At 67.9% G+C, this 25,283-nt stretch carries 28 protein-coding genes; 16 read left to right on the top strand and 12 right to left on the bottom strand.

What is annotated here, in order from left to right; translation table 11 throughout:
* Positions 1-113: 113 nt before the first annotated feature.
* Both GV007_RS14585 and GV007_RS14580 read right to left on the bottom strand, forming a co-directional pair.
* Complete coding sequence (locus GV007_RS14585) at positions 114-926, bottom strand: IclR family transcriptional regulator (RefSeq protein ID WP_236558512.1); 813 nt, start codon at positions 924-926, stop codon at positions 114-116.
* 67 nt (positions 927-993) lie between these two features.
* A complete protein-coding gene (locus tag GV007_RS14580; RefSeq protein WP_160073670.1) occupies positions 994-2,052 on the bottom strand; it encodes a D-2-hydroxyacid dehydrogenase in 1,059 nt (352 codons plus the stop codon).
* A 111-nt stretch (positions 2,053-2,163) separates the two neighbouring features.
* Here GV007_RS14580 and GV007_RS14575 point away from each other — a divergent pair, with 111 nt between their 5' ends.
* Positions 2,164-3,060 carry an NAD(P)-dependent oxidoreductase gene (locus tag GV007_RS14575; RefSeq protein ID WP_160073668.1) on the top strand — a complete coding sequence of 299 codons (897 nt, stop codon included), beginning with the start codon at positions 2,164-2,166 and terminating at the stop codon, positions 3,058-3,060.
* On the opposite strand, the gene GV007_RS14570 is transcribed toward GV007_RS14575, so the two are convergent.
* Both GV007_RS14570 and GV007_RS14565 read right to left on the bottom strand, forming a co-directional pair.
* Complete coding sequence (locus tag GV007_RS14570) at positions 3,057-4,097, bottom strand: hypothetical protein (protein WP_160073666.1); 1,041 nt, start codon at positions 4,095-4,097, stop codon at positions 3,057-3,059. The genes GV007_RS14575 and GV007_RS14570 overlap by 4 nt on opposite strands.
* Before the next feature lie 146 nt (positions 4,098-4,243).
* Positions 4,244-4,639 (bottom strand): GreA/GreB family elongation factor, encoded by a 396-nt coding sequence (locus tag GV007_RS14565; protein WP_236558510.1) that lies wholly within the window; start codon positions 4,637-4,639, stop codon positions 4,244-4,246.
* Positions 4,640-5,007: 368 nt separating this feature from the next.
* On the opposite strand from GV007_RS14565, the gene GV007_RS14560 reads away from it, so the two are divergent.
* Positions 5,008-5,598, top strand: a complete 591-nt coding sequence (locus tag GV007_RS14560; protein ID WP_160073662.1) for a hypothetical protein — start codon at positions 5,008-5,010, stop codon at positions 5,596-5,598.
* Between the two features lie 11 nt (positions 5,599-5,609).
* Here the strand turns inward: GV007_RS14560 and GV007_RS14555 are convergent, their stop codons facing one another.
* Entirely contained in the window at positions 5,610-6,587 is a 978-nt protein-coding gene (locus GV007_RS14555; RefSeq protein ID WP_160073660.1) for a helix-turn-helix transcriptional regulator, read from the bottom strand.
* Positions 6,588-6,729: 142 nt separating this feature from the next.
* Here GV007_RS14555 and GV007_RS14550 point away from each other — a divergent pair, with 142 nt between their 5' ends.
* Positions 6,730-8,235, top strand: a complete 1,506-nt coding sequence (locus tag GV007_RS14550) for an MFS transporter (RefSeq protein WP_328809495.1) — start codon at positions 6,730-6,732, stop codon at positions 8,233-8,235.
* On the opposite strand, the gene GV007_RS14545 is transcribed toward GV007_RS14550, so the two are convergent.
* Entirely contained in the window at positions 8,232-8,600 is a 369-nt protein-coding gene (locus GV007_RS14545; protein ID WP_160073658.1) for a nuclear transport factor 2 family protein, read from the bottom strand. The two genes, GV007_RS14550 and GV007_RS14545, sit on opposite strands and share 4 nt — an antisense overlap.
* Positions 8,601-8,721: 121 nt before the next feature.
* On the opposite strand from GV007_RS14545, the gene GV007_RS14540 reads away from it, so the two are divergent.
* The 3 genes from GV007_RS14540 (at position 8,722) to GV007_RS14530 (ending at position 10,677) form a co-directional block, all read left to right on the top strand.
* Positions 8,722-9,180 (top strand): Lrp/AsnC family transcriptional regulator, encoded by a 459-nt coding sequence (locus GV007_RS14540; protein WP_104244735.1) that lies wholly within the window; start codon positions 8,722-8,724, stop codon positions 9,178-9,180.
* 28 nt (positions 9,181-9,208) lie between these two features.
* Entirely contained in the window at positions 9,209-9,874 is a 666-nt protein-coding gene (locus GV007_RS14535) for a VOC family protein (RefSeq protein ID WP_160073656.1), read from the top strand.
* 137 nt (positions 9,875-10,011) lie between these two features.
* The gene (locus GV007_RS14530; protein WP_160073654.1) at positions 10,012-10,677 is read left to right on the top strand and encodes a hypothetical protein; all 666 of its coding nucleotides are present in this window, start codon (positions 10,012-10,014) and stop codon (positions 10,675-10,677) included.
* Positions 10,678-10,704: 27 nt separating this feature from the next.
* Here the strand turns inward: GV007_RS14530 and GV007_RS14525 are convergent, their stop codons facing one another.
* The gene (locus GV007_RS14525; protein ID WP_160073652.1) at positions 10,705-11,166 is read right to left on the bottom strand and encodes a VOC family protein; all 462 of its coding nucleotides are present in this window, start codon (positions 11,164-11,166) and stop codon (positions 10,705-10,707) included.
* A 110-nt stretch (positions 11,167-11,276) separates the two neighbouring features.
* Here GV007_RS14525 and GV007_RS14520 point away from each other — a divergent pair, with 110 nt between their 5' ends.
* Genes GV007_RS14520 through GV007_RS14510 form a run of 3 tightly spaced genes read left to right on the top strand, consistent with a single transcriptional unit; the run spans position 11,277 to position 13,199 of the window.
* Positions 11,277-12,266: a helix-turn-helix transcriptional regulator gene (locus GV007_RS14520; protein ID WP_160073650.1), complete on the top strand. Its 990-nt coding sequence runs from the start codon at positions 11,277-11,279 to the stop codon at positions 12,264-12,266.
* Positions 12,267-12,300: 34 nt separating this feature from the next.
* Positions 12,301-12,900, top strand: a complete 600-nt coding sequence (locus tag GV007_RS14515; protein WP_160073648.1) for an NAD(P)H-dependent oxidoreductase — start codon at positions 12,301-12,303, stop codon at positions 12,898-12,900.
* Positions 12,901-12,923: 23 nt separating this feature from the next.
* Positions 12,924-13,199, top strand: coding sequence for a DUF1905 domain-containing protein (locus tag GV007_RS14510; protein WP_160073646.1), 276 nt, complete (start codon positions 12,924-12,926; stop codon positions 13,197-13,199).
* 6 nt (positions 13,200-13,205) lie between these two features.
* Here GV007_RS14510 and GV007_RS14505 read toward each other — a convergent pair whose 3' ends face one another.
* Positions 13,206-13,397 carry a glycine zipper family protein gene (locus GV007_RS14505; protein ID WP_160073644.1) on the bottom strand — a complete coding sequence of 64 codons (192 nt, stop codon included), beginning with the start codon at positions 13,395-13,397 and terminating at the stop codon, positions 13,206-13,208.
* Positions 13,398-13,534: 137 nt separating this feature from the next.
* Here GV007_RS14505 and GV007_RS14500 point away from each other — a divergent pair, with 137 nt between their 5' ends.
* From GV007_RS14500 to GV007_RS14485, 4 genes are all read left to right on the top strand, one after another.
* Positions 13,535-14,965: a DUF2130 domain-containing protein gene (locus GV007_RS14500; protein ID WP_160073642.1), complete on the top strand. Its 1,431-nt coding sequence runs from the start codon at positions 13,535-13,537 to the stop codon at positions 14,963-14,965.
* A gap of 71 nt (positions 14,966-15,036) precedes the next feature.
* Complete coding sequence (locus GV007_RS14495) at positions 15,037-16,224, top strand: ATP/GTP-binding protein (protein WP_104244717.1); 1,188 nt, start codon at positions 15,037-15,039, stop codon at positions 16,222-16,224.
* On the top strand, positions 16,221-16,565 hold the full coding sequence (locus tag GV007_RS14490; protein ID WP_104244715.1) for a hypothetical protein: 345 nt from the start codon (positions 16,221-16,223) through the stop codon (positions 16,563-16,565). Before GV007_RS14495 ends, GV007_RS14490 begins: the two co-directional genes overlap by 4 nt.
* Positions 16,566-16,626: 61 nt before the next feature.
* Positions 16,627-17,721, top strand: coding sequence for a hypothetical protein (locus tag GV007_RS14485; protein WP_160073640.1), 1,095 nt, complete (start codon positions 16,627-16,629; stop codon positions 17,719-17,721).
* A gap of 97 nt (positions 17,722-17,818) precedes the next feature.
* Here the strand turns inward: GV007_RS14485 and GV007_RS14480 are convergent, their stop codons facing one another.
* The 3 genes from GV007_RS14480 to GV007_RS14470 all read right to left on the bottom strand — a co-directional run bounded on the left by GV007_RS14480 (position 17,819) and on the right by GV007_RS14470 (position 21,302).
* On the bottom strand, positions 17,819-18,787 hold the full coding sequence (locus tag GV007_RS14480; protein ID WP_160073638.1) for a hypothetical protein: 969 nt from the start codon (positions 18,785-18,787) through the stop codon (positions 17,819-17,821).
* A 683-nt stretch (positions 18,788-19,470) separates the two neighbouring features.
* Positions 19,471-19,872 carry a cupin domain-containing protein gene (locus GV007_RS14475; protein WP_236558509.1) on the bottom strand — a complete coding sequence of 134 codons (402 nt, stop codon included), beginning with the start codon at positions 19,870-19,872 and terminating at the stop codon, positions 19,471-19,473.
* Positions 19,869-21,302, bottom strand: a complete 1,434-nt coding sequence (locus GV007_RS14470; protein ID WP_160073636.1) for an NAD(P)/FAD-dependent oxidoreductase — start codon at positions 21,300-21,302, stop codon at positions 19,869-19,871. The genes GV007_RS14475 and GV007_RS14470 overlap by 4 nt, the downstream gene beginning before the upstream one ends.
* 216 nt (positions 21,303-21,518) lie before the next feature.
* On the opposite strand from GV007_RS14470, the gene GV007_RS14465 reads away from it, so the two are divergent.
* On the top strand, positions 21,519-22,154 hold the full coding sequence (locus GV007_RS14465; protein ID WP_160073634.1) for a DUF937 domain-containing protein: 636 nt from the start codon (positions 21,519-21,521) through the stop codon (positions 22,152-22,154).
* 347 nt (positions 22,155-22,501) lie between these two features.
* Positions 22,502-23,287, top strand: a complete 786-nt coding sequence (locus tag GV007_RS14460; protein ID WP_160073632.1) for a hypothetical protein — start codon at positions 22,502-22,504, stop codon at positions 23,285-23,287.
* A 47-nt stretch (positions 23,288-23,334) separates the two neighbouring features.
* On the opposite strand, the gene GV007_RS14455 is transcribed toward GV007_RS14460, so the two are convergent.
* Positions 23,335-23,667, bottom strand: a complete 333-nt coding sequence (locus GV007_RS14455) for a nuclear transport factor 2 family protein (protein ID WP_160073630.1) — start codon at positions 23,665-23,667, stop codon at positions 23,335-23,337.
* A gap of 202 nt (positions 23,668-23,869) precedes the next feature.
* On the opposite strand from GV007_RS14455, the gene ectB reads away from it, so the two are divergent.
* On the top strand, positions 23,870-25,195 hold the full coding sequence (gene ectB / locus GV007_RS14450; RefSeq protein WP_160073628.1) for a diaminobutyrate--2-oxoglutarate transaminase: 1,326 nt from the start codon (positions 23,870-23,872) through the stop codon (positions 25,193-25,195).
* The last annotated feature ends 88 nt before the right edge of the window (positions 25,196-25,283 follow it).

Here is a 25,283-nt window from a genome sequence, read left to right as displayed (position 1 = left end):
CGGTGCACCGAGGCCGTGGTGAGCCCGGCGGTGCATGCTTGCTGACCACAAGCTAACACTCCAGTGGACGACGTTCAACACTTTGAACGCACGAGATGCCGTCGGGAGCTGAACTACCGTCCCGCGAGCGGGTTCGTGAGCTCCCGCGCGGCCTCGATGAGCGCCGCTCCGACCCGAGCGACGTGGTCGGCATCCGCGAGCTCCGTCGGCAGAGCCGCCCCGAGCGCAAACGGGGGATCGCTCGGCGACCAGGAGGCGAGCGGCACCGCGACGCCCGTCACTCCCCCGACCGAGCCGTTCGAGTCGATCGAGTAGCCGCGCTCCCGGGCGACGGCAAGGCAGTCGAGCAGCTCACGCGTCGTCCCGATGCTCTGCGGCGTCAGCTTCGGGAAGGAGGCGGAAGCACCGACGAGCTCCACGACCTCCTCGTCGTCAAGGCGCATGAGCAACGCACGACCCGAGGCCGTGAGCGCCGCCGGCAGGCGCGAACCCAGCGGCGTGCCCAGCTGGTAGCGCCGTCGACCCTCGTGACGAGCGAGGTAGACCGTATCCGGGCCGTCGAGCATGACCACCTGCACAAGCTCGCTGCGAAGCACGGGCGACGCATCGCACACCCCGAAGAACTCTCTGATCTGGTTGAACTGCTGCGCAAACGCACCGCCGAGCTCGGCTGTGCGCCTGCCGAGCTGGTACCCCTGGGGCACACGCTGCAGCATCCTCCCGTCTTCGAGAACGGCGACGAGGTTGGCGGTCGACGACTTCGCGATCCCGAGCGCCCTGGCGATGTCGCTCAGCGTCATGGGCGCGCCATCAGCGTCGGCCAGCAGCGACAGGATGCGCAGCGAGCGCGTCACCGCCGGTGCGAGGTCGCGCTCCGGCGCGTCCTGCGCGCCCGCCTTCATTGATGCATCCGCAGCTTCTGGCACGGTGCCGCTCCTCGCCTCGTCACGCCTGCCGGCCCGTTGACGTCGCAACGGGCCCACAGGTGGGGAATCAGTAGAACTCGACGATATCGACAACGTTCTTGAGCGGCTCACCGTCGAGGAGCCGGCGCGCGTTCTCGGCGAAGAGCTTCGCGATTCGGGGCTCCTCTGCGCTCGAGAGCGCGGCCGTGTGCGGACTGACGAGCACGTTCGGGTGCGCCCAAAGCGGGCTCTCGTCCGGCAGCGGCTCCACCTCGAAGACGTCGAGGGCCGCGAATCCGACGCGTCCGTCGCCGAGGGCCGCGAGAAGCGCGGATTCGTCGATGACCGTGCCGCGCCCGACGTTGGAGACGATGACACCCGGCTTCACGTTCGCGAAGACCTCCTCACCGAGGAGTCCCGTCGTCGCATCGGTGCCCGGGAGTGTGACGACGATCGCGTCGGCCTCAGACACGGCCGAGGCGAGCTGATCGATGGGCACGAGCCTGTCGACACCCTCGACGGCCTCGCCGCTGCGCGTCGTGCCGAGCACGGTGGCACCGAGGGCCGAGAACTTCAGCGCCGCCGCCTTGCCGATGCCGCCGAGGCCCACGATGAGCACGGTCATCTCGTCGAGCTGGCGCATCTCCCAACGACCCGTCCACTGCCGGGCCGACTGCTGCTGCTGCAGCCGCGGAAGATCCTTCGACCCGGCGAGCACACCGAAGAGCGCGAACTCGGCGAGGGTCCCGCCGTGGACTCCGGCACTCGTCGTGAAGACGATGCGCTCGAGTGCATCCTGGCCGAGGCCCGCCGCCTTCACCTGCCCTCCACCGCCGGCCGCCGTCGCATGCACCCAGCGGAGTCGCGGGTTGGCCGCGACCGTGCGCGCGAGGGAGGCGGAGTCGACATCCGGGAGCCCGAAGAGGACGTCAGCCGAGTCGACGAGCTCGTCGAACGCGGCTTGTTGCTCTGGAGTTCGAGTCACGCTCGGATCTCCGGACCAGTCGGCGGGCCCACGCATTGGCCGGTAGAACGTGTGGTCCCGCACGACTTCGAGTCGAGGCTCGAGGCGCTCGATGAGCTGGCAGAGCTCCTCGCTCAGGTCGACGGCGACGACCGCGCGCAGTTTCTGGGGGCTGTCAGTCATGGGATCCTCTTCGATTCGTGGCGACAGGTGCAGTCTCTCGTGGTGAAGTCTACGTTGATTCAACACTGTGGACACTGTCCTACACAATGGTCAGCAGGCTAGGGTGTGCTCATGACCACTGCTGCTCACACTCCTCGCGTCGGCGTACTCGGCCTCGGCGCCATGGGTCTCCCGATGGCCGGCCACCTGCTCGCCGCACACGGCACCCTCCAGCTCACGGGGCGCCGCCCCGACCGGGCAAGCGCCCTCATCGAAGCAGGCGCCACCTGGCACGAGTCGCCACGAGAACTCGCAGCGGCCAGCGACGCGATCCTCGTCATGCTCCCAGACCTCCCAGAGCTCGAGGCCGTGCTCGCCGGGGACGACGGCCTGCTCGCGGGCGCCGGAGAGCTGCTCATCATGGTCGGCTCCACCGTGTCACCAACCGGGCTCCGCGAGCTCGCGGAGCGCCTCGCCAGCGAGAGCGAGGGCCGCGTTCGCGTCATCGACTCCCCCGTCTCCGGAGGCGAAGACGGCGCGAAAGCTGGCACGCTCTCGATCATGCTCGGCGGAGGTGACGACGAGGTCGCGACAGCCACGAGCATCCTGAATGCCTGCGGACGCCCCGTGCACCTCGGGCCGCTCGGCGCCGGCGAGGTCGCGAAGGCCTGCAACCAGATGATCGTGTCATCCACGATCCTGGCGCTCGGCGAGGCGAGCGTGCTCGCCGAGCGCAGCGGCATCGACCTCGCCGTGCTCTGGGATCTGCTCGGCGGCGGCTACGCCGGGTCGAAGCTGCTCGAGAGCAGGCGCGAGAAGCTCGTCACGGGAGACGACTCCCCCTCCGGGGTCGCCAAGTACATGGTGAAGGACCTCACCTTCGCCGCCGACGTCGCCGACGCGACCGGCACGCATCCAGTGCTGCTCCCCACCCTGCGGGCCGCCTTCGACGAACTCGTGGATGCTGGCCTGGGCGAACGGGACATCGCCGTCACCAGACGCTTCGTCGCGGAACGCTCCGAGAACTAGACCGCGAGCGACGTCCGCGGCGCGAGGAACTGGATGTCCTCGCGAGGAACGCGCTGCTTCCCGCCGCGCAGGTACCCGTAGGCGAGCGAGGTGACCACGCCCTCCTCGGCGTTCGGGCCCGCTGAGAACGTGAAGTCGAGGGTGAGCGTCGAGCCGACGGGAACCTCCTGCGTCGTGGTCCACACCTTGCTCGGCGCCGTGGCCCAGTCCTCTTCGTTCAGGAAGCCGGGGCGAGCAGCCCCGTCGACCGCCACCGTGGCGACGTCGAACGCGGTGATGAAGTCGGTCGGCTGGCTCGCGAACGAGTACTCGATGGTCTCGCCGGCAGGGATCGGGTTGGGTCCGGTGGACGTGATCGTAAGCTGCCGCGGGAAGGAGTAGGTGTACTCGCTTCCATCGATCGTGACCGGATGCACTCCCCACACGGTCGAGAGCGTCGCATCCCACGGCTCGATGTCCTCGATCTGGGACGTGTACGTGACGGTGTTGTTGCTCAGGTCCGGGTCTCCGCTGGTGATCACCTCGACCTTCCAGGGCGCGAGGTCGGGGAGCATCTCCGTCAGCGCGCTCGGTTGAGCGGGAAGGACACGGAGCCGGCCCTCCGCCCCAGCCGCGATCGGCTCCGGGTGCTCGGCCGACTGGGTCGAGACGTTCCCGACGGTCGTGATCGGGCCGGGAACCGAGCCCTCGGTCCATTCGACTGCCGTCGCCCAGCGGGCGTCCCAGCTCGCCCGCGCCGTGAATCCCGTTGGCGCTGACACCGTGCTCAGGTTCGTGACGGAGAACATGGTCCCGACCGTGAGCGACTGGAGCTGCAGGCCGTCCTCGCTGTACCAGGAGTCGGTGTAGCCGGCTCCGTTCGTGAGCTGGAGGTCTGCGCCGGTCGCGCCACTCGCGGAGGAGGCCGGGGCGGCACTCGCCAGAGCGATGACCGGGAGAGACCAGGCTGCTCCGGTGAGGATGCTGCGGCGGCCGATCTCGCGTCGCTCGCTGTTCGAGACGCCGGCGGCGTGTGTGGAGGGCGTGGTGCGGGGCATGGCGGGGGTCCATTCTGCGGAAGCCATCGGGGAGGTCGGGCGGCTACGGCTCTCGCACCGAGGTGCGGAGAAGAGGCGCTTACGATACCCGGATTTCCCCAGTGAATTCCCGCTATCGCCCGGGGAGTTCTCCCCGGGCGAGAGCACTACCAGGAGAACGGCACGGCAGACAGAATGGTGACGCACTGCTGGCCGGCCGGTGCCGTGAAGGTCACCGTGCTGCCGACTCGGCTCCCCAGAATGGCCTCCCCGAGGGGTGAGTCCGACGAGTAGACGTCGATCGCGACGCTAGGGTCCAACCCGGCGAGCACCCTGCTTCCGAGCAGGAAGGTCGCCTCGCGCCCGGCGCCGTCGAAGCGAACCGTGACCTGCATACCCGCCTCGACGAGCCCATCGTCGGGCTTGGCGGCGACCTCGGCATGATCGATGAGCTTTCGAAGCTCCCTGCCGCGCGCCGACGAGTCGGCGCCCACGCGCAGCAGCGCCTCGAGCTCGTCCTGCAGAGCACGCAATGCCGTCGGCGTCATCCAGACCGTTTCCACGGGAACCTCCTCTTTCATGTCGCGAGGCGACAAAAGGGTAAACGATCATGATAGCCCGAGAACCCCCAGAAAAGCCATTTTCCCCAAGGGTGAGAAAGCGCAGGAAATGGACTATGGTCGTCCGGATACCCGCCAGCTGAGAAAAGGGAAGCGAGTAAGAAAATGGCAGACAGAAAGTCCAAGGAAAACGCGAAGAAGGCACCCCAGCTCACACTGAAGGAGCGACGCGCACTCAAGCGAGACAAGACCCAGGCAGAAGACCCGTTCAAGCGAAAGAGCTAGAACGACAGGCCACACTGGGACACCTGAGACCACCGGAGGCCCGCCCCCACGCGCCTCCTTTGCAGCTCTGAACGAGGTATCAAGCCATGTTTTCGTCGAACCCCGGCGCCTTTTCGGCGCCGGGGCATCGTCACGCAGGAAAAGAACCCAAGAAGATCGCACCCAAGCTGATTCTTCGGGGCGACGCCTTACCGTGCCTTGCCACCCTTGACCCACATTTTCGGCCCGATGAAAGCGGAGCCTCGACATTCGAGGAACTGGCGGATTCTCCTGTTTCTCTGATTATCGGGAGAGACGCTTCTCGAACAGAGAAGCGCCGAAGCTTGTCCACCCTCCTGCAGGAGGTCACACTCGAGTGCGTCGCACTCTCCTCGAAGCTGCCGAAGCTGCGCCACGTCATCGTGGTGATCGCGGACCCGGGCCTCAGTGATTCGATCGTTCTCACCGCCTGCGAGCAGGCCGCCTCGCGACTCTGCGAACGGGTCGCGAGAGAACATGGCGACTATCTGGTCACGACCTTCCTCCTCGTCGCCGATTGCGACGACCCTGAGCTGCTCGCCCGACGCATCCGCGACCGGGCCGCGCAGCCACAGGCGACCGATTCCACCTGTGCGCTCACCTGGGACGACATCAGGGCCGTCTCCATCGAGTTCGCGGCCATGAATCGCTACGTCTGACACCGGCTCAGTCACTCAGGGGCGTCCGCCTCCTCTGGGAGGCCGACGCGCAGCAGCCGGCGACCCCAGGCTCGCAGCGCGTCGACGAGTTCAGGTGGTCCGACGACCTCGCACCGGGCATCGAGCCTGGCGAGGAGGTAGATGACGTAGTCGAGGTCGTCTGTGCGCATCCGCACCTCGCTCCACCCGATTTCGAGCTCGATGACCACGCCCCACTGACCGACCTCGGCCCGCGCCTGCTCAGCTGGCACCTCGACTCGCACGACCGCCTCGTAGCGGGCGGGCAGGTTGCGGATGCTCGACTGCACGAACGCATCAGCATCGCCTCCCGGAATGGGCCGCGAGCCGTAGCTCTTCGGCAGCGACTCGACGCCGCGCATCCGGTCGAGGCGGAACGTGCGCCAGGCACCCGGGCCCTCGTCGAACGCGACGAGGTACCAGCGCCGGGCGACCGGAACGAGCGCGTGCGGCTCGACGAGCCGACTCGAGAGGGCACCATCGCGCTTCTCGTAGTCGAACCTCAGCATCGTGCGGTCCCGGCAGGCCGTCGCGACGCTGGCGAGCACGGCGACCTCGACCTGGGGCGCCCCCTCGCGCGCCTGCCCGGCGCCAACCGTCGAACCGATACCAGCAGCGAGCTTGCGCACGTGCATCGGCAGCACTGGCACGATCTTCGCGAGCGCGCCGACCGCCGCATCCTGCACCCCTTGGACCCCACTGGCAGTCACGGCCCTCAGTCCGAGCACGATCGCCAGGGCCTCCTCGTCGCTGACCATGAGGGGCGGCAGCGAACCGCCCGCGCTCAGCCGATACCCACCCCCGACGCCGCGCGTCGTCTCGACCGGGTAGCCGAGCTCCCGGAGCTGCTCGACGTCACGACGCAGCGTGCGCGAGCTCACCTGGAGCTTCGCGGAGAGCTCATCGCCGGTCCAGAACCGGTGGTTCTGGAGGAGCGTGAGGAGCGTGAGCATGCGCGATCCGGTGGACATGACTCCATCGTAGGGAGATAGCGGTCAGTATCCGTCCGCAATGGGTGCCATCTTGATTCCTGCAAGCACCACCCGATCCGCTTTCGAATGTCGGAGGACGGGTGGATGATGAGAACACCGATTCAGGAAATCAGGGATACGCATGGCCGACACCTCACCTCCATCCACACCTGAAGAACGCACCTCAGCTCCCGAGGCCTCTCCGCGAGCGCTGCCGCATCAGGACGTGCCGACGCTGGCGACCCTGCGCAGCTTCTACCAGGTGCTCGTCAACACGCTCATCGCCAATGTCACGACGAGTTACCTGTGGTTCGCGCTCACCTTCTGGGCGTACCTCGAGACGGGTTCGGTGCTGGCGACGTCGATCATCGGCGGCAGCTACATGCTGCTCGTGGCGGTCTTCGGCATGATCTTCGGCGCGATCGTCGATCACATGAAGAAGAAGGCCGTCATGCTCATCTCGAGCGCGGTGACCCTCATCACCTACCTGCTCGCCGGTGTGCTCTACCTGAGTTTCCCTGAGGAGGCGCTCGTCGACTGGAACGGCATCTGGTTCTGGCTCTTCGCCGGCGTCATCCTGATCGGCGGGGTCGTCGAGAACCTGCGCAACATCGCGCTGTCGACCACCGTCACGCTGCTCGTGCCTGCCGACCGGCGCGACCGGGCGAACGGCCTGGTCGGCACCGTGCAGGGCATCGCGTTCATGGTCACCAGCGTGTTCTCCGGCCTGTCGATCGGCCTGCTCGGCATGGGGCCGACCGTGCTCATCGCGATCGTCGCGACCGCAGTCTCGTTCGCGCACCTCCTCCTGGTGTCGATTCCCGAACGCGGCATCGCCCACGACCCAGAATCAGGCGCGGCGAAGGTCAACTTCCGCGGCGCGATCCCCGCCGTCATGCTCGTGCCCGGCCTGCTCGCGCTCATCCTCTTCACGACGCTCAACAACCTCGTCGGCGGCGTCTTCATGGCGCTCATGGACCCGTACGGCCTCACCTTGTTCTCGGTCGAGATGTGGGGAGTCTGGCTCGGCGTCACGAGCATCGGCTTCATCGTGGGCGGCGGCCTCGTCGCGAAGTTCGGCCTCGGGAAGAACCCCGTCCGCACCCTCCTCATCGTCAACATCGGCGTCGCCCTGCTCGGCGCGACGTTCACCATCCGCGAGTACGGCTGGCTATTCATCATCGGCATGTTCATCTTCATGGCGATCATGCCCATCGCGGAGGCGGCAGAGCAGACCGTCATCCAACGCGTGGTGCCGTTCGAGAAGCAGGGCCGCGTGTTCGGCTTCGCAGCCACCGTCGAGTCGGCCTCGACGCCCATCAGCGCGTTCATGATCGGCCCCATCGCCGAGTTCTGGCTCATCCCCTACATGGAGTCCCGCGAGGGCCAGGAGTCGCTCGGGTGGATGCTCGGCGACGGCGATGCCCGCGGCATCGCGCTGGTGTTCCTGGTCGCGAGTGTCCTGCTGCTCGGCCTCGTCATCGTCGCGTTCGCATCCCCGCAGTACCGTCTCCTCTCGAAGTCGTACGCGGAGACTCCGCCGCCGAACTCGGAGGCAGCGGGGGCGGCTGAGGGGGCTGTCGCCGCGGAGGCACCGAAGGCGGCGGAGGCGGCGGCGGCAGCCGAGGAGGCCGAGCGGCAGCGCTAGGCGTCGCGCCAGGTCTTCGCCACGACCCGAAAATCACCGTCGATGTTGGCGAGCGACAGGTGGTCCTCGAAGACCTGGTCGAGGATCCTCAGCCGCACCTTCGCGACGACCAGGTCGGCGGAGAGGAAGTCGAGCGACAGCAGCTCGTCCTCGCGCGCCTGCCCGACCGACTGCGGCGACGGTCGATTGGCGACGATCTCGCGCCACTCGGCGAACGGCATGGCGGTGAGCGTCCCGTCGGTGACGTCGAACAGGCTCGCGGAGCCGTCGAAGACCCGGTCGAGCTTGGTGACATCGCACTCGTGCAGCGCTTGGAAGTAGAGGTCGACGGCGGCGGTCACGGCGGGGACTGCGTGGAGTGACATGAGTGCGGATCCTTCGGTTGTTGGCGTGCTCTCTATTCAAGCCAGGACTTGGCAGAGAATGAAGGCTCACTCAACGGCCCTCCGCTGACGAGGGAACGGATTCCACGGTAGTTTCGGGCCCATGCCACCTGATCAACGGTCCAGCCTCGACGGCACCGATCATGCGATCCTCGCGCACCTGCAATCGGACGGTCGCGCCAGCATCGCCGACGTCGCCAGGTCAGTCCTGCTGTCGCCCAGCGCGACGGCGGAGCGGGTGCGCCGCCTCACGGACACCGGCGTGATCACCGGCTACGCGGTCACCGTCGACGCAGAGGCGCTCGGGTACACGGTCATGGCGTTCGTGCGACTTGCCTACCCCTCCGGCAACTACAAGCCGTTCCACGACCTCGTCGCGACGACGCCGGAGATCGTGGAAGCCCACCACGTGACCGGGGCCGACTGCTTCATCATCAAGGTGCTCGCCAGGTCGATGCGCGACCTCGAGCGGATCACGGGCCGCCTGGCGACGCTCGGCGGCATCACGACGAACGTCGTCTACTCCAGCCCGCTCCCCGCTCGCCACATCTCACCGGCATAACTCACCCGCTTCGGCGAGAATCACCGTCATGAGCGATCGAGTCTCCCCAAAGGAATTTCGGCAAGCTGACGGCACCGCCGACTGGCGGGTCGTGGGTGACGGCGCCCGCGCGAACTTCACGACCGGCGGGTTCGCGAAAGGTGCCGCGTTCGTGGCTGAGATCGCTCGCGCCGCCGACGAGGCCGATCATCACCCGGACGTGGACCTCCGCTACGGCTCGGTCATGGTGCGCCTCATCAGCCACGACGTGGGCGACGTCAGCGCACGAGACACCGCCCTCGCCGCGCGCATCTCCGAGATCGCCCGCGGGCTGGGCATCGAGGCGAGCCCGGACTCCGTACAGAGCATCCAGATCGCGATCGACGTGATCGACCTCGACGCTGCGCTCCCCTTCTGGGAGGCCGTCCTCGCGTACGAGCGGCGCGGTAGCGAAGACCTCGCCGACCCGATCGCCGTCGGACCGAACGTCTGGCTGCAGCAGATCGATGCGCCCCGCGCCGAGCGGAACACGATGCACGTCGACGTGTACGTTCCGCGCGACCAGGCTGACGCTCGCGTCGCGGCGGCCCTCGCCGCTGGCGGGCGCATCGTCGACGACACCAACGCCCCGGAGCACTGGACCCTCGCCGACCCGGAGGGCAACGAAGTCGACGTCGCCCCGTGGCGCGACGACAGTTCGTGGAAGCCCGAGTAGCGCGCATCCGCCGCCGCAGCGCAGTGCGACGGAAAGTTCAGACCCGAGACGCCCCGAGTCAGCGGCCGTTTCGCAGCTGACGACGCCCGCATAGCTTGGCCCGAATACGCCAAGTACCAGCGAGGTGAGGAGTCCCGATGTTCGCGCAACCCAAACCCTCCGCAGTGATGTCGATGGGCACGCTCCGACTCGTGGAGACGGGCGAGCAGATCGAGCCGCGGAGGCTCGCGCACGCCAGGACCGACGCGCAGCTCCTCCAGGAGCTGCGCGCACTCCGCGGGGAGAACGCCGACCTCGCCGAGAGACTCCACGAGACTGAAGCGCGACTCCGAGGCGTTCAGAAGCGCCGCCGAGTCCTCCAGAAGGCCCGAGATGAGGGCGTGCCGAGCATCGACTTCGCCGACCAGGAGGAATGGGCTCGCCACCAGATCCACGTCAGCTGGCTGCAGAACTCCCCCGCGATCGACCGGGCCGCGCATCCGCTCGGCGAGTACCTCGTGGGCCCCGCCTTCCCCGCCTCGATCAGATCGCTCCCGCCGCAACTGCAGGCGAAAGTGTGGCGTGCGGCCGTCGACGTCGTGACCGGACGCGGTCGGCACCTGCACTCGAGGGGCGCGCATCCGCTGCGCAGCGGCAACGGGGCGCACGCCCACGACGTCGTCCGCGACGACGATGACGCGAGATGCTTCCGCTACTCCGTCGGCTTCAAGGCGGCAGGTGCCAGGCGCCTGCACGCCTGGCACCTGCCGGACGGGCGAGTGGAGCTCTGCCGCGTCGTCACCCACGGCGACATGTCACCGTGAGCCGAGGCCGAGACGCCGGGCCGTCGCTCAGACGGCAGCCGCGACATCGAGCACCCAGGTCACCCCGAAGCGGTCGCGGAGCATCCCGAAGCCCGCTGACCATGCCGAGGCCGCAAGCGGCTCGATGACCACGGCGCCCACGGACAGGGCATCCCAGTAGGCGGTGATCTCGTCGAGCGTGTCGCCGCTCGCCGCGAGGAAGAAGGGCTGGCTCGTCACGGTGGTGCCCTGCTCCCGCCGCGTCTCCCCCACCGCGCCCGCAAGCCCCCTCGCGGCCTGGCCGAGGGTGTCGTAGGCGAGCACGCGGAAGCCGTTGGGGGCATCCACTCTTCCGAACACGACACTGGATGCGCCCGGCAGCTCGGCGGGCATCCCGAACTGCGCGTAGGTGGCGATCGAGACCTCGCCGCCGAAGACGCCCGCGTAGAACTCGAGCGCCTCGCGCGCGGTGCCGGCGAAGTTGAGGTGGGTTGTCGTGGTGATGCTCATGGTGTTCCCGCTTCCTGACTGGATTCCAAGGTGCGCGGCTCGTGCCGCGGTGGAGACGATGACAGCAGTAGCGGACGGGTTCGGTCCTCTACTCGGGGGACACTGATCGCATGACCTCGGCAACCTCCTCGCGCATCCTCACCCTGCTGTCGCTGTTGCAGACTCGGCGCGAATGGTCGGGCCTGGCGCTCGCCGAACGTCTGGACGTGACTCCGCGCACCGTTCGACGCGACATCGACCGGCTGCGCGAGCTCGACTATCGGATCGAGGCTTGGAAGGGGCCCGCGGGCGGCTACCGCCTCGCGGCCGGCTCGGAGCTGCCATCGCTGCGGTTCGACGACGAGCAGGCCGTCGCGATCGCGGTGGCACTCCGCGGTGCGCCCGCGCTGGGAGTCGAAATAGACGATGCTGCCGCGCGTGCCCTCGAGACGGTGCGACAGGTCATGCCGTCGAGGTTGCGGCACCGTGTCGATGGCATCCGCTTCACGGGGTCGGCCGGCGCGCAGGCCGGGGAGCTCGTCGACCCAGTCGTGCTCGAGCTCGTGAGCCGAGCAGCCCAGGAGCACCGCACGCTTCGGTTCGACTACGCAGGCGGATCGTCACGCGCCTCCGTCGACGCGGCGACCCCGACGCCCCCTCGGCGGGTCGAACCGCACACGGTGCTCGCGCGGAACGGTCGCTGGTACCTCGTCGCATGGAACCTCGACCGGAGTGAGTGGCGCGTCTACCGAGTGGACCGGATCGTGCCGCGGAGCCAGCTTGGCGCCAACTTCGAGGAGCGGCAGCTGCCGAGCGGCGACGCCGCTGCCTTCCTCGCGGCGCGGTTCAAAGGCTCGAGCGAGGAAGACCAGTGGCCGTGCACGGGCGACCTGCTCCTCCGTGTTCCAGCGCGCGAAGCCACGAAGTGGTTGCCGGATGCGGTGGTCACCGAAGTCGACGACTCCTCCTGTCGGCTGCTGCTCGGCTCGTGGTCGTGGATCGGCATCCTCGCGTCGATCACGAGGTTCGACGCCGACTTCACGGTGCTCGGCCCGCAGCAGCTCGCCGAAGCATCCACGGCTCTCGCCGAGCGTCTTGCAGCGGCGAGCCGGCGTCCCTGAGCGCGGTCGGAGGTGGGACCCCGAGAATGATCGGATGCCTACGCTCATCGTCACCGCGCATCCGGACGAAGATTCCCTGACCCACGCCGCTGCGCTGCAGCTGCGCGAACGCCTCGAAGCAGCCGGTGTCGAGGTGGAGCTCGCGCACCTCTCGCAGGAGGGCTTCGACCCGCGATTCACCGCGCGCGACCGCGCAGATTACAAGGGCGGGACGATCACAGGCCCCGACGTGCTCGCCGAGCAGGCGCGACTGGGCCGCGCGAGCGATGTCGTCCTCGTGTTCCCCGTCTTCTGGTGGTCGATGCCGGCGCTGCTGAAGGGGTGGATCGACCGTGTCTTCATCACCGGGTGGGCCTTCGAGCTGGGTGACGACGGCCGCGTGCTGGGGAAGCTCGGGCATCTGACGGCGCACCTGCTGCCGGTCTCCGGCTTCTCGGAGGCGTCCTTCGCGCGGCACGGCTATGAGGAGTCGTTCAGCACGCAGATCGAGCACGGTGTCTTCGACTACTGCGGCATGCCGCGCGGGGCGAAGGCGTTCATCCGCGAGTCGGAGGATGCGGCTTCGGTGAAGCTGGGCCTCGAGGCCGCCGTCGCCAAGGTAGCCGCGGCGGTTGGAGCACCGAGCAAGGTCTGACACCAGCGGGCTACGCTCACCCCATGACCGACAGCCTCGTCTTCAGCGGTGAAATCGTGAATCCGGAATGGATGCCCTCGTGGTCCGTCATCGAGGTGCCCGGATCCAAGGAGTTCTTCGGCACCGGCAAGTCGGTGAAGGCCGACACGACGGTCGACGGGGTGGCCGTGACCTCCGCGCTCATGCCGACCGGTCAGGGCGACCATTTCATCTCGGTGAGTGCGGCTCTCAGGAAGAAACTCAAGAAGGACGTCGGCGACCGCGTCGACGTGGTGATCGGGCGCCTCACGGCGAAGTAGTCCCCGCTACTTCGATCTCGCCTGGTAAGCGGCGCCGATGACGATGCCGACGAGCATCCCGAGGCCTGCGCCGAGCGCGAGGTTGTCGAACAGCAGCATCCCGATCGCCGCGCCGAACGGCAGGCCGAGCGCGATCCCGATGCCAACCGCGTTCGCAGACTTCCTGCCTGAGCCTTCCGAGCGTTCCGGTTCCGTCATGCGCCCAGGCTAGGGGCCCCATCTCTACAGACGCCGGTCGGGTCGCATTCGGACACCCGGGGAGCGTTCCCGAGGCTGACGCACTTTACGATGACCACACGGAGCATCGCCGACGACGCACTGCAAGGAGAACTGACGTGCACGAGATCACCTGCCCCCACTGCCACAAGGCGTTCAAGGTCGACGAAGCCGGATACGCGGATATCGCGAAGCAGGTCCGCGACGGCGAATTCGAGAAGGACCTCCACGAGCGGCTCGAGCTCGCCGAGCAGGCGAAGCGCGCCGAGATCGAACTGGCCGAGTCGAGGGTCGTGCAGGAGTTCGAGGCGGCCGCCGCGAAGAAGAACGCCGAGCTGCAGGAGCTGAAGGCGAAGCTCGAGGCGGGTGAGGTCTCGCAGAAGCTGGCGATCGCCGAAGCGCTGCAGAAGATCGAGAAGGAGCGCGACACGCTCACGAACGAGCTCGCGACGGCCAGACAGGAGCGCAAGGCCGCGGAGCAGCTCGCGGAGGCGCGGCGTGCCAGCGAACTGCAGCAGGCAGCATCCGCCAAGGAGACCGAGGTCCAGGAGCTGAAGGCGAAGCTCGGCGCGCTCGAGACGCAGAAGAAGCTCGCCGTGAACGAAGCCGTGGGACGCGTCGAGAAGGAACGCGACGAGCTGAAGAACGGCCTGCAGCGGGCGGAGCTCGAACGCCAGCTCGTCGAGAACTCCCTCAAGGACAAGTACGAGACGCAGCTGCGCGACCGCGACGACGCCATCGAGCGCCTCAAGGACATGAAGGCGCGCCTGTCCACGAAGATGCTCGGCGAGACCCTCGAGCAGCACTGCGAGACGCTCTTCAACCAACTCCGCGCCACCGCCTTCCCGAACGCGTACTTCGAGAAGGACAACGACGCTCGCAGCGGCAGCAAGGGCGACTACATCTTCCGCGACTCCGACACCGACGGCACGGAGATCGTGTCCATCATGTTCGAGATGAAGAACGAGGCAGACGGCACCGCCACGAAGAAGCGCAACGAGGACTTCCTCAAGGAGCTCGACAAGGACCGCACCGAGAAGGGCTGCGAGTACGCCGTCCTCGTCTCCCTCCTCGAACCGGACAGCGAGCTCTACAACACGGGCATCGTCGACGTCTCCCACCGCTACCCGAAGATGTACGTCGTTCGGCCGCAGTTCTTCATCCCCCTCATCAGCCTCCTGCGCACGGCGGCCACTGGCGCCCTCAAGTACAAGGCGGAGCTCGCGTCGGTGAAGGCGCAGAACGTCGACGTCACGAACTTCGAGGAGCGACTCGACGAGTTCCAGCACGCCTTCGGCCGCAACTACGAGCTCGCATCCCGACGATTCGGGGAGGCGATCGACGAAATCGACAAGGCCATCGCCCGGCTCCAGAAGGTGAAGGATGCGCTCCTCGGCTCCGAACGCAACCTGCGCCTCGCGAACGACAAGGCGCAGGACGTCACCATCAAGAAGCTCACTCGCGGCAACCCCACGATGACGCAGAAGTTCGCGGAGCTGGGAGGCGGCGACAGCGACAGTTCCCAGGACGCCGCAGAGGCGAACGCCTAGGCTCGACGCTCCGCGCACCACTTCCGCGAGACCCCGCGGACCCCCGCCCCCGACCCGCAGGAGACGCGCCCATGGCATCAGCGAAGAGCAGGACGCGAGAGCAGCACATCGCTGTCTTCGGTGGCAGCGGAAGCGGGAAGACGGTGCTCGTCTCCTCGTTCTACGGGCCGACGCAGGAGCCGCAGTTCGCGAAGGACAACCTGTACGAGGTCGTCGCCGACGACACGGGGCAGAGCGACAAGCTGTACCAGAGCTACCTCGGCATGAAGAACGCAGCGAAGGTGCCCGCATCCACTCGCTTCTCGCACACCGCCTACTCGTTCATGGTTCGGCCGAAGGCCTGGTCCCAGCAGCGGGCGAAGCAATCGAAGCCGTTCGACGCGCTGCGCCTCGTCTGGCACGACTACCCGGGCGAGTGGTTCGAGGAATCCGCAGTCGGCGCCGAGGAGACCCGTCGGCGGGTGGAGACCTTCACGGCGCTGCTCAGCTCAGACGTCGCGCTGCTGCTCGTCGACGGACAGCTGCTCCTCGAGAACGAGGGCTCTGAGGAGCTGTACCTGAAATCGCTCCTCACCAACATCCGCTCCGAGCTGCTCCGCCTCAAGCCCGAGCTCCTCAAGGACGGCAAGCCCCTGACGCAGTTCCCGCGCATCTGGGTGCTGGCGCTGTCCAAGTCCGACCTGCTTCCCGGAATGGATGCGCACAGGTTCAAGGCGCTCCTCGTCGAGAAGGTCAGCGACGAGCTCGACCAGCTGCGCCAGGAGCTGCGCGGCTTCGTGGAAGCACCCGAGGCGATGTCGTTCGCCGAGGACTTCATCCTGCTCTCCTCCGCGAAGTTCGAGCCGGGCAAGATCGAAGTGACCCAGCGCGTCGGAGTCGACGCCGTCCTCCCTCTGGCCGCCATCCTCCCCTTCGAACGCCACGTCAAGTGGGCCAAGACGCTGCACGACGGCGGCAAGGTGGCCGAGAAGATCTTCGGCAAGGCCGGCGACGTTGCCGGCGTTGCGGCGATGGGAGCCCTGTTCGTCATCAAGAAGGTCAAGCTGCCGGGACCGCTCGGCCTGCTCGCCGGGCTCGCCGCATCCTTCGTCTCGAAGGATGCCATCGAACGCGGAGCCTCGCTCGCGGGCGACAAGCTCAAGGCGGTGAACGCGGAGGCGCTCGCCAAACGCGACTACCTCACGGCCATGCTCACCCGCTTCAAGCTCGACCTCGAAGACGCCGAACGCAAGGGCGTCCTCCTCCGGAGCAAGAAGTGAAGCTCATCTGGGCCACCAGGGGCCGCACCTGGGGGCATCGCTTCCTCCTCGACGGCGGCTACGCCGACCCCCTGCCCGAGTACGACAAGGCGTTCTCGAGCCTCGGCGACGACTCCGAACTCTGGCATCTCGGGGACGACCGGGCGGCGCTGCGCTTCCCCGATCCCGAAGGACGCACTGACCGCGCTGGCCGACCCATCTCCCACGAGTTCGTGGTCTTCGCCCCCGAGCTTAACAACATCTCCTCCGCGGCGACCGGCCTGTCGCTGATCTGGACGCAGCCCGTGATCGCGGCCCGGTTCGCAGACATCTGGGACCTGCCCGCCCCGCCCCGCGCATGACCGCGAACGCCGGGATCGACCGAAGCTGATCCCGAGAAGAACTCGAGGAGAAGGAGCCACGATGCAGCACCACGCTTTGGAACCTGAAGCGACCGGAACCGTCGGCGCCGGAGCCGAGTGGATGCACGATGCGAATGGCGCGCGCTCGCAGGCAGACCCGCTGCGCTGCGAGTTCGCGGGCTGGCTGGGCGATGAACTCGTCAGCGTGCTTCCGGACTTCGTCGTTACCGGCGCACTCGCCGACGCCTTGCGCGCCTCGGAACTCACTGGGTTCGAGCTGCGCGAGGCGATCGTCACGAAGTCGCCGGAGTTCGTCTCGTACGCCGGCGCGTTCCCGGAGTGCTGGGAGCGGCTCGCGCCCACCGGCCGTCCGGACACAGACGACGACTTCGCCCAGCGAGATGGGATGCTGCTGGTCAGCGAGCGAGCACTCGCGCTCCTCAACGAGCACCGCATCGTCGAAGCGCAGCTCGCGGCGGTAGGAGAGACCGCCGAAGCATCGCGGTTCGCGCAGCACCGCGAGGAAGCACGAGCAGCCGCGCTGCTCCGCGAGGAAGCACGAGCAGCCGCGCTGCTCCGCGAGCAAGCCGCGCAGAATTCCGAGGCCGACGACGATGCCTGGGAAGTCGCTCGCCTCACCGCTCTCGTCGACGCGCTCGACGCAACCGCATCCACTCCGCCGACGATGCGCGTGAACGGCGACGCGAAGCGCACGGTGGCCGGAGACCTCACGCTTGCGGCGGCCGCGCTGGGCAAGAAGATCGAGGACCCTGCCGCCCTCGCTCTGCTCCGACTCGTCGACGGACCGATCGAGATCAACCGCTCGGGCGCGTACCAGTGCGCCTACCGGAGCACCGACCGTTCCCTCATCGTGGGGATGAAGGGCGGCGCGGTGAAATGCGTCGAGCTCGTCTTCCACCCTCACCGCAACGCCCCGCAAGCCAACTACCCGCGCACGTCGCACCTGATCACGGGGCTCTCCCCGTTCACGCGCGAAGGAGTCCTCGAGCACCTCGGTGCCCCGAAGGAGGCCCTCCCTCCGGACGAAGCCGAGCGCAGCCGCGACGAGTACCGAATCGGCCGCCAACGCGTGATGCTGTACTGGAGAGGCAAGGACTACTCGCCGCGGTCGGTGATGCTCGGCCGGAAGGGCTGAGGACTGCGGGCTGAGGGCTGCGAGCTGCGAGCTGCGAGCTGCCACCAGCGTCACTTTCGACGTCGTGGCTACTGGCGCCGGGCGGAGCCGCAGCCCGCTACGCGCCACGTGCCTCAGCTCTTTGCAGCGCGGCGCGCACCTGGTCCACGAAGCGTGTCGGCGTCGGCCAGAGCTGCGCCGTGGTGGCCCGGATGGCGAACCAGTCGATTTCCTGCAGGCGGTTGACGCGCCCGATGTCCTTCCGCCACTGTCGCTTGTCGGTCCGATGATGATCACCCTCGTATTCGATGGCGATTCTCTGCGCCCGATAGGCGAGGTCGACCCGTCCCACGAATTCAGGACCATTCCACACCTCGACGCCGACTTCCGGCTCCGGCAAGCCAGCAGCGACGATCACCAGCCGAGTCCAGGTCTCCATCGGCGATTCCACTCCGAGGCGAATCCGCGCGGCGGCGATCCTCAGCGACGCTCCCCCTTCCCGATTGCCCCAGGCGTTCGCAATGCCCGCCAGCTCTTCGAGTGAAGCAAGTGGCGGCGCTGTCCGCGCGCCGTCGGACGGCGTGTTCGGCCGGACCAGCCGCTCGTAGTTCGTGGAAGTCGCGACGAGTGCATCGCCGAGCACGACCAGCTCGGAGACCTCGAGATGCCTCGCCGCCGTCGCCCAGGTCAGCGCCGGCGAGGCGACTGGCACGCCGTGCAGATCGCGGGCATCCCACAACCGTTCATGGATGCTTCGCGACCGGATCCCGCGACCCACCGGCCGGTTCCGGCCCGCCGGAACGAGGACGTGCACCGTGGAGTCCCCGTCGAGACGACGCGGGACGGGGAGACCCCAGACGCGTGCAGCGGTCACGCCGCCGAGGACGCTGCGTTCCCTGAGGCGCGGCACGAACGCCTGCGCGATCTCGAGGGGCGTGGTTGCGATCCCGCGCATCCGCACGCCTCGGTGCGGGCTCGTGAACTCCGCTGAGTTCAGCTGGCCCGCCGTCAGCCCGGCGCGACGCCCGTCCCCGACACTGAATGGACCGGCCGCGGCGCCTTCCGGCAGGTTCTCGGGTCCATACATGCGGCCAGAGTACGGACGCGCGCCGCCTCCTCCGCGTTATCCACAACAGTCAGGATGCCGCCTGCGTCGCACCGCCGCCCAGCCGCCCCGGTGTCTCCGTCCCCGGTGGCTCGGTGGTTCGGTGCCTCGGTGATTCGGTGGCTCGGTGCCTCGGTGCCTCGGTGCCGGCTCAGCAAAGGCTCGTGCGGGGTTTTCGCGACGCTGATGGGTTTCTCGGATGCACGTGATGGGTTTTAGCGACCGGTGATGGGTAAAAACCCATCACAGTCACCGAAAGTCATCACGAACCCGGCATCAGAGGCAGGCGCGGCACAGGACAAAAGGGGAGGCGCGGAGCGGGGCGGGGCGGGTGCCGGCGCCTCGTGCCGCTGCCTGAGATCCGCCCTTGGCAGCGCGCTGATGGGTTTTCGCGACGCTGATGGGTTTCTCGGATGCACGTGATGGGTTTTAGCGACCGGTGGTGGGTAAAACCCCATCACGGTCACCGAAAGCCATCACGCGCTCGGCGGCGGCAGCGGCAGGCGCGGGTCGGGAAGCCGGGCGAAAGACGCGGGCGGGCGCGGGACGGGGCGGGCGCGGCACCCGCGCCCGCCGCGGCAGGAGCAGGGGCCGCGGCAGCAGCCGCAGGGCCCCAGCAGGAGCCGCGGGGCCCCAGCCGCAGCGCCACGGCAGCTGCAGGGCCCCTAGCTGCCGCTTTCCACGAGGTACAGCTTGCGCAGGGGCGCGCCCGTGACGGTCCACCGGGTGCGCATCCCTTCGCCGAGTCGCACGATGGAGCCCGGCTCGAGGTCAATCGAGGGCAGCTCCGGCTCGAGGAACTCGACCGTCGCCGTGCCGCTGATGACGAGGAACACCTCGTCGGCCTCGACGTCGAGCATCGACCCGGCAGACATCTCCCACAGCCCGAACTCTGCGCCCGCGAAGGCACCGAGGTCGACGGCGGCGGTTGTCGGCTCGCCGCTCACCTTCTGCCAGCCCTCGACGGGGTCGTGCGACAGGGATGCACCCCGCGCGTGCACGACCGAACCGGGGAGCATCCCGCTCACGTCTGCCGACTCGGCTTCACCGGCACCGTCGACGCTCACGAGTCGAACCCCAGTCCGACTGCGTCCATCGTCTTCAGCCACAGTCCGCGCCTGCCTTCGTTGCGGTCGGCGCGCGCCATCTCGGCGAGCGACACCTTCGCACCGAACGACGCGAACGGCTCCGGCGGGAACGGCAGCGGCTTCTTCTTCACGAAGTCCATGCGCGTGCGCTCGGTCTCCTCGCCGCTCAGCAGGTCGAGGAGCACGTTCGCCGCGTACCTGGTCGCGCCGACGCCGAGGCCTGTGAAGCCGGCGGCATGCGCGACGCGTCCGTCGTACTCGGTGTCGAAGAACGAGAAGAAGCGCGTGCACGTGTCGATGACGCCGCCCCACTTGTGGGAGAAGCCGAGCCCCTCCAGCTGCGGGTAGGTGGCGATGAAGTGCGCCGCGAGCTTCTCGAACGTCTCGGGGCGCTGGTCGTACTCCTTCTTGATGCGCCCGCCGTAGTTGTATACGGCGTCGTACCCGCCGTAGAGGATGCGGGTGCGGCCATCCGCATCCGTCACCAGTCGCGAATAGTGGAAGCGGTTGTTGAGGTCGGTGATGCCCTGCCGCCGCTTCCAGCCGATCGACTCGAGCTGCTCGTCGCTCAACGGGTTCGTCATGAGCACGTAGTCGTAGACGGGGACCGTGTAGAAGCGGTCGCGTTTGATGAGCGCGGGGAACGCGTTCGTGCCGAGCGCCACGCGCTGCGCGTAGACACTGCCCTCTTCGGTCCCGACCGTGATCCCGCCCCCGTCGGCGTCGAGCGAACGGACCGGGGTGTTCTCGAAAATCGCGACACCCATCCCGAGCACCACGCGCCGCAGCTCCCACACGAGCTTCGCGGGGTTCACGAGCGAGGTGCCCTCGCGCTCGTAGTTCGCCGCGAGAAACAGCGGAGAGGCGACTTCTGCCTGCAGCGTCTGCCGGTCGAGGAACTCGAGCCCCGAGTCGCCGGCGGCATCGTGTTCGAGCTCCGGCACCTGATGCGATTCGGTGGCGACGTTGAGCACACCCGTCTCCTCGTAATCGCAGTCCATGCTGTAGCGCTTCACGGCCTCGCCGATCTCGCGCAGGTTCTCCAGGCCGAGAGCCTCGAGCTTCGGGTACTCGTGCGGTAGGCGTTCCTTGCCGTTCGATTCGCCGTGCGTGAGGCTCGCCTCGCAGAACCCGCCGTTGCGGCCAGACGCCGCCCAGCCGACTCGCTTGCCCTCGAGCAGCACGACCTTTCGCTTCGGGTCGCGTTCCTTCGCGAGCAGTGCGGTCCACAGCCCCGTGTATCCGCCGCCCACGATGACGAGGTCTGCGGTGATCTTCCCCCGCAACGGGGGCAGCGCCACTGGGCGGCCGGGGTCGTCGAGCCAGTACGTCGCGGCCTTCGCGCCAGCGAGTGCCGCGGCGATGCGCTCCTGGCTGATCTCGGCTTCTGCTCGATCGAACGTGGTCATTGATGTCCTCCGGGTGGGGGTGTTGGCCATCTGCTTGTTCGTGTCTACCTTGCAGACCTACCGTTTGGGTGGACGCTGTGTCGGTTCGTGGCTGCGACCTTCGACGAACCGTCCGACAAGCTCAGCACGATGCACGGCGGATCCACCACCCCCACCGCTACCCTCGGGCTCACGCGGTCCCGCGATTGGTGCCGCGCCATTGATCAAGGGGAACTCATGACCGACATCACTGAACTGCTCGCACTCATCCCGGTGGACGACATCGCCGGCAAGCTCGGCGTCGACAAGCAGACCGCACAGCAGGGAATCCAGGCAGCGTTGCCGACTCTCATCGGCGGACTGCAGGCCAACGCGGCTGACCCCGCCGGGGCCGCATCGCTCGAGCATGCGCTGGCGAAGAAGGACACGACCCTCGTTGACGGTCGTGTCTCGCTCGCCGACATCGACACGAACGACGGCCAGAAGATCGTGGACAACGTGTTCGGCAGCAACACCGACCAGGTCGCCGCCGCCCTCGGTTCGGCACCAGGTGGCCAGACGTCCGGCCTCGTGCAGAAGCTGCTCCCGATCCTCGCGCCCATCGTGCTCGCGTGGCTCGCGAAGAAGTTCCTCGGCGGCCAGCAGGGCGCATCCACCACGGCAAGTGCGAGCTCTGGCGGCGGCCTCGAGGATCTCCTCGGTGGGATCCTCGGCGGCGGTTCGGCGTCAGGCAGCAAGGCGGGCGGCGGCGGACTCGGCGACATCCTGGGCGGAATCCTCGGCGGCGCGGGCGGCGCAAGCGGCTCGGGCAGCGCGGCAGGCGGCGGGCTCGGCGACATCCTCGGCGGACTGCTGGGCGGCGGCAAGCGCTAGGCGAGGAGAGACCCGGATGCGCGGGAGGGCCCGCGAGCTCGATTCGCCCTCCCGCGTGCCCGCAGCCTGACGCCAGGCACGTTCCGATCCGACCGCTGCTTCGAAACGAGACCGCTATCACCGACGCCAGTACCGACAGCCTCTGGGCAGCGCTTGCGCTCGCTGCCTTCCTGATCATCGCCGCGTCCGCGATCGCGCTTCTCCTGACGAAGCTGCCGATCTCTCCGAGCTCGAGGCTGCCGCTGACGCCGCTCGCCGCGCAGCACCGTCTCAAACGACTCGACGACGACGGCCGCGGCTGGGAGACAGCCTTCGCGGGCGAGCTGCTCTGGCTGGCGCACCGCGGGGTGCTGCGCATCCACGAGGTCGATGATGCGGGCGCCGGGGCGAGAATCACCGAGGCGGGCTACCGACCCCCGGGCGCAACGGGGTGGGAGGTCGAGTTCCTCCGCGACGACCCACTGCTGCCCGCCTGGTCGCAGGCCGTCATGGACGTCTACTTCCCATCGGAGACACGCAGGCCAGCGGACCGGGCACGAGTAGACCGCACCGGCAGCGACGATCCGGCTCGCAGAGCCGCGCTGAAATCGAACATCATCGCCGAACTCGACCGCCGCCGCGTCGACACGTCGGCCCGCGGCACCTGGGTGTCACGGCTCCTCGGGAGCCCATACAGCCGCGCCTTCACGGGCCTCCTGGTGGTGCCGATCGGCTTGCTGCTGCTGGCCCCTCTGCTCCCCGCCTGGGCGGCACCCATCTATATCGCGGCGCTCGCCATGGTCGTCGCACTCACCTTCGTGCGGTCTCCCTTGCAACGCCGCTGGTCGAAGCTCTGGGACCGATACCGGGAGGAGAGCCAGTACCTCCACGAGCTGCCGCTCGGCGAGCGCGGCGCGGGGCCCACGAGAGTCGTCTACCTCGACACGTTCGCCGAGAACCTCGGCTTCGCGGACGTCGTCCTGTACGGCCTGTCAGAGGATGTGGCCCGCGGATACGCGCAGCAAGCCGACATCATGGTGCGAGAAGGGCTGCTGGAGAGCATCCAGCCAGTCTGGCTGGTCCCTCAGCGCCGACAGGTCACGCCGAGTCAGCTCACCGATCTCGTCGACGGATTCCTCTTCACCGTGCGCTGAGCGCTGCCTCCCGCCGGATCTGCACCGCCAGGCCGCGCATCCGCCGACTACCGGTGCGACGGGATGCTGAACCGCTTGATCTTGTCGCCCTCGACGGTCACGAATGCGCGCGACGTGCCGTTGAAGCGGTTGCTGCGCCAGTCGAAGAACAACTCAGTCGTGTCGCCTTCAGTCGTCGCCTCCTTGATGACCATCTGAGCGCTCTGACCGATGGCGTCACTCTGCGCCCAGCTGCTGACACCCTCTCGTCCCTCGAGCACGCGGCCCCAGTCATCGACGCAGCCGTCTTCGGCGAACGCGTCGACGAATGCCTGCTCGTCCGCGTCGTTGATCGCATCGACAAGGGCCTGCACCGGCGCAGGCACTGTGGTCTCAGTCATGGAACCCCCATCTCGTCGCGGACGATCGCCGCCCGAACGGCCACAATGTAGCAAGCCAGCCTCCGGATTCCCGGGCATAGCCGTAAGCTCGGAATCTCGGGATGCGCGGCGACCAGCCCCACGCATCCGCCCTGCGGCTCCATAAAGGCAAGCCCGGCTCGTCAAAAACGGGCCCCGTCAACAAGCAGAAGGTGAACTGAGCATGAGCGACTTCTCGCCCCTTGAAGTATTTGACCGTCGCGAGTCAGAAGTCCGCGGATACATCCGCTCATTCCCCGTGGTGTTCGACCGCGCATCCGGTTCGACCCTCGTGACGGCAGACGGCGACGAGTACCTCGACTTCTTCGCTGGCGCGGGCGTGCTCAACTACGGGCACAACAACCCGCTGTTCACGAAGGCGCTCGTCGAGTACATCGAGCACGGCGGCATCCTCCACGGCCTCGACATGGCGACCTCCGCGAAGCGCGCGTTCATCGAAGCGTTCGAGCAGTACGTGCTCGAGCCGCGCGGCTACGACTACAAGATCCAGTTCACGGGCCCCACCGGCGCCAACGCCGTCGAGGCGGCCCTCAAGGTCGCGCGCCAGGCGACGGGGCGCACGAACGTGGTCGCGTTCACGAACGGCTTCCATGGCCTCAGTCTCGGCGCGGTGGCCGTCACCGGCAACAAGAAGTATCGGGACGCCGCCGGGACGACCCTCGGCGACGTCACCCGCCTCCCCTTCGAGGGATACCTGGGCGACAAGCTCGACACGCTCGACCTGTTCGAGAAGATGCTCGACGACACCGGCAGCGGCCTCGACCTGCCCGCAGCCGTCATCGTCGAAGCCATCCAGGGCGAGGGTGGCATCAACGTCGCGAGCCCCGAATGGCTGCGGCGCCTCCGCACGATCACGAAAGAGCGGGGTATCCTGCTGATCCTCGACGAGATCCAGGCCGGCATCGGCCGCAGCGGATCCTTCTTCGCGTTCGAGGAGTCGGGCATCGTCCCCGACCTCGTCACGGTGTCGAAGTCGATCTCCGCATCCGGTCTGCCCATGTCGCTGGTCCTCCTCCGCCCCGCAGTGGATGTGTGGAAGCCGGGCGCCCACACGGGCACCTTCCGCGGCAACAACCTCGCATTCGTCACGGCACGGGTCGCGCTCGAGCAGTACTGGGCTGACGACGTGTTCATGACGACGGTCGCGGAGCGTTCCGCCGAACTGCGCGCTGGCCTCGAGAGCATCGCCGCCGACTACCCGCAGCTCGGCCTCACGGTGCGCGGCCGCGGCCTCATGTACGGCATCGTCAGCCTCGACGACCGCGACCTGCCTTCGCGCATCTCCGCCGAGGCGTTCCAGCGTGGGCTCGTCATCGAGACCGCGGGCGCTTTCGAAGAGGTCCTCAAGTTCCTCCCGGCGCTCACGCTCACGAGCGATGAACTGCAGACGGGTCTCCGCATCGTGCGCGAGAGCCTCGACGCGGTCCTCTCCGGTGATGACTCCGAGGCTGAGCACGCCGTCGAAGACCACGCCGCCTCGCACGCGTAGCTTCTCGCAGCGCTCGACAGACGCGCCCCCGGCCCGACCATTCACGGTCGCCGGGGGCGCGTCTCCGTCTCTGCGCCCCGGCACGCAT

Source organism: Pseudoclavibacter sp. 8L, from assembly GCF_902506465.1.
Taxonomy (GTDB): Bacteria; Actinomycetota; Actinomycetes; order Actinomycetales; family Microbacteriaceae; genus Pseudoclavibacter.
This window is presented reverse-complemented; position numbering and strand designations above follow the sequence as displayed.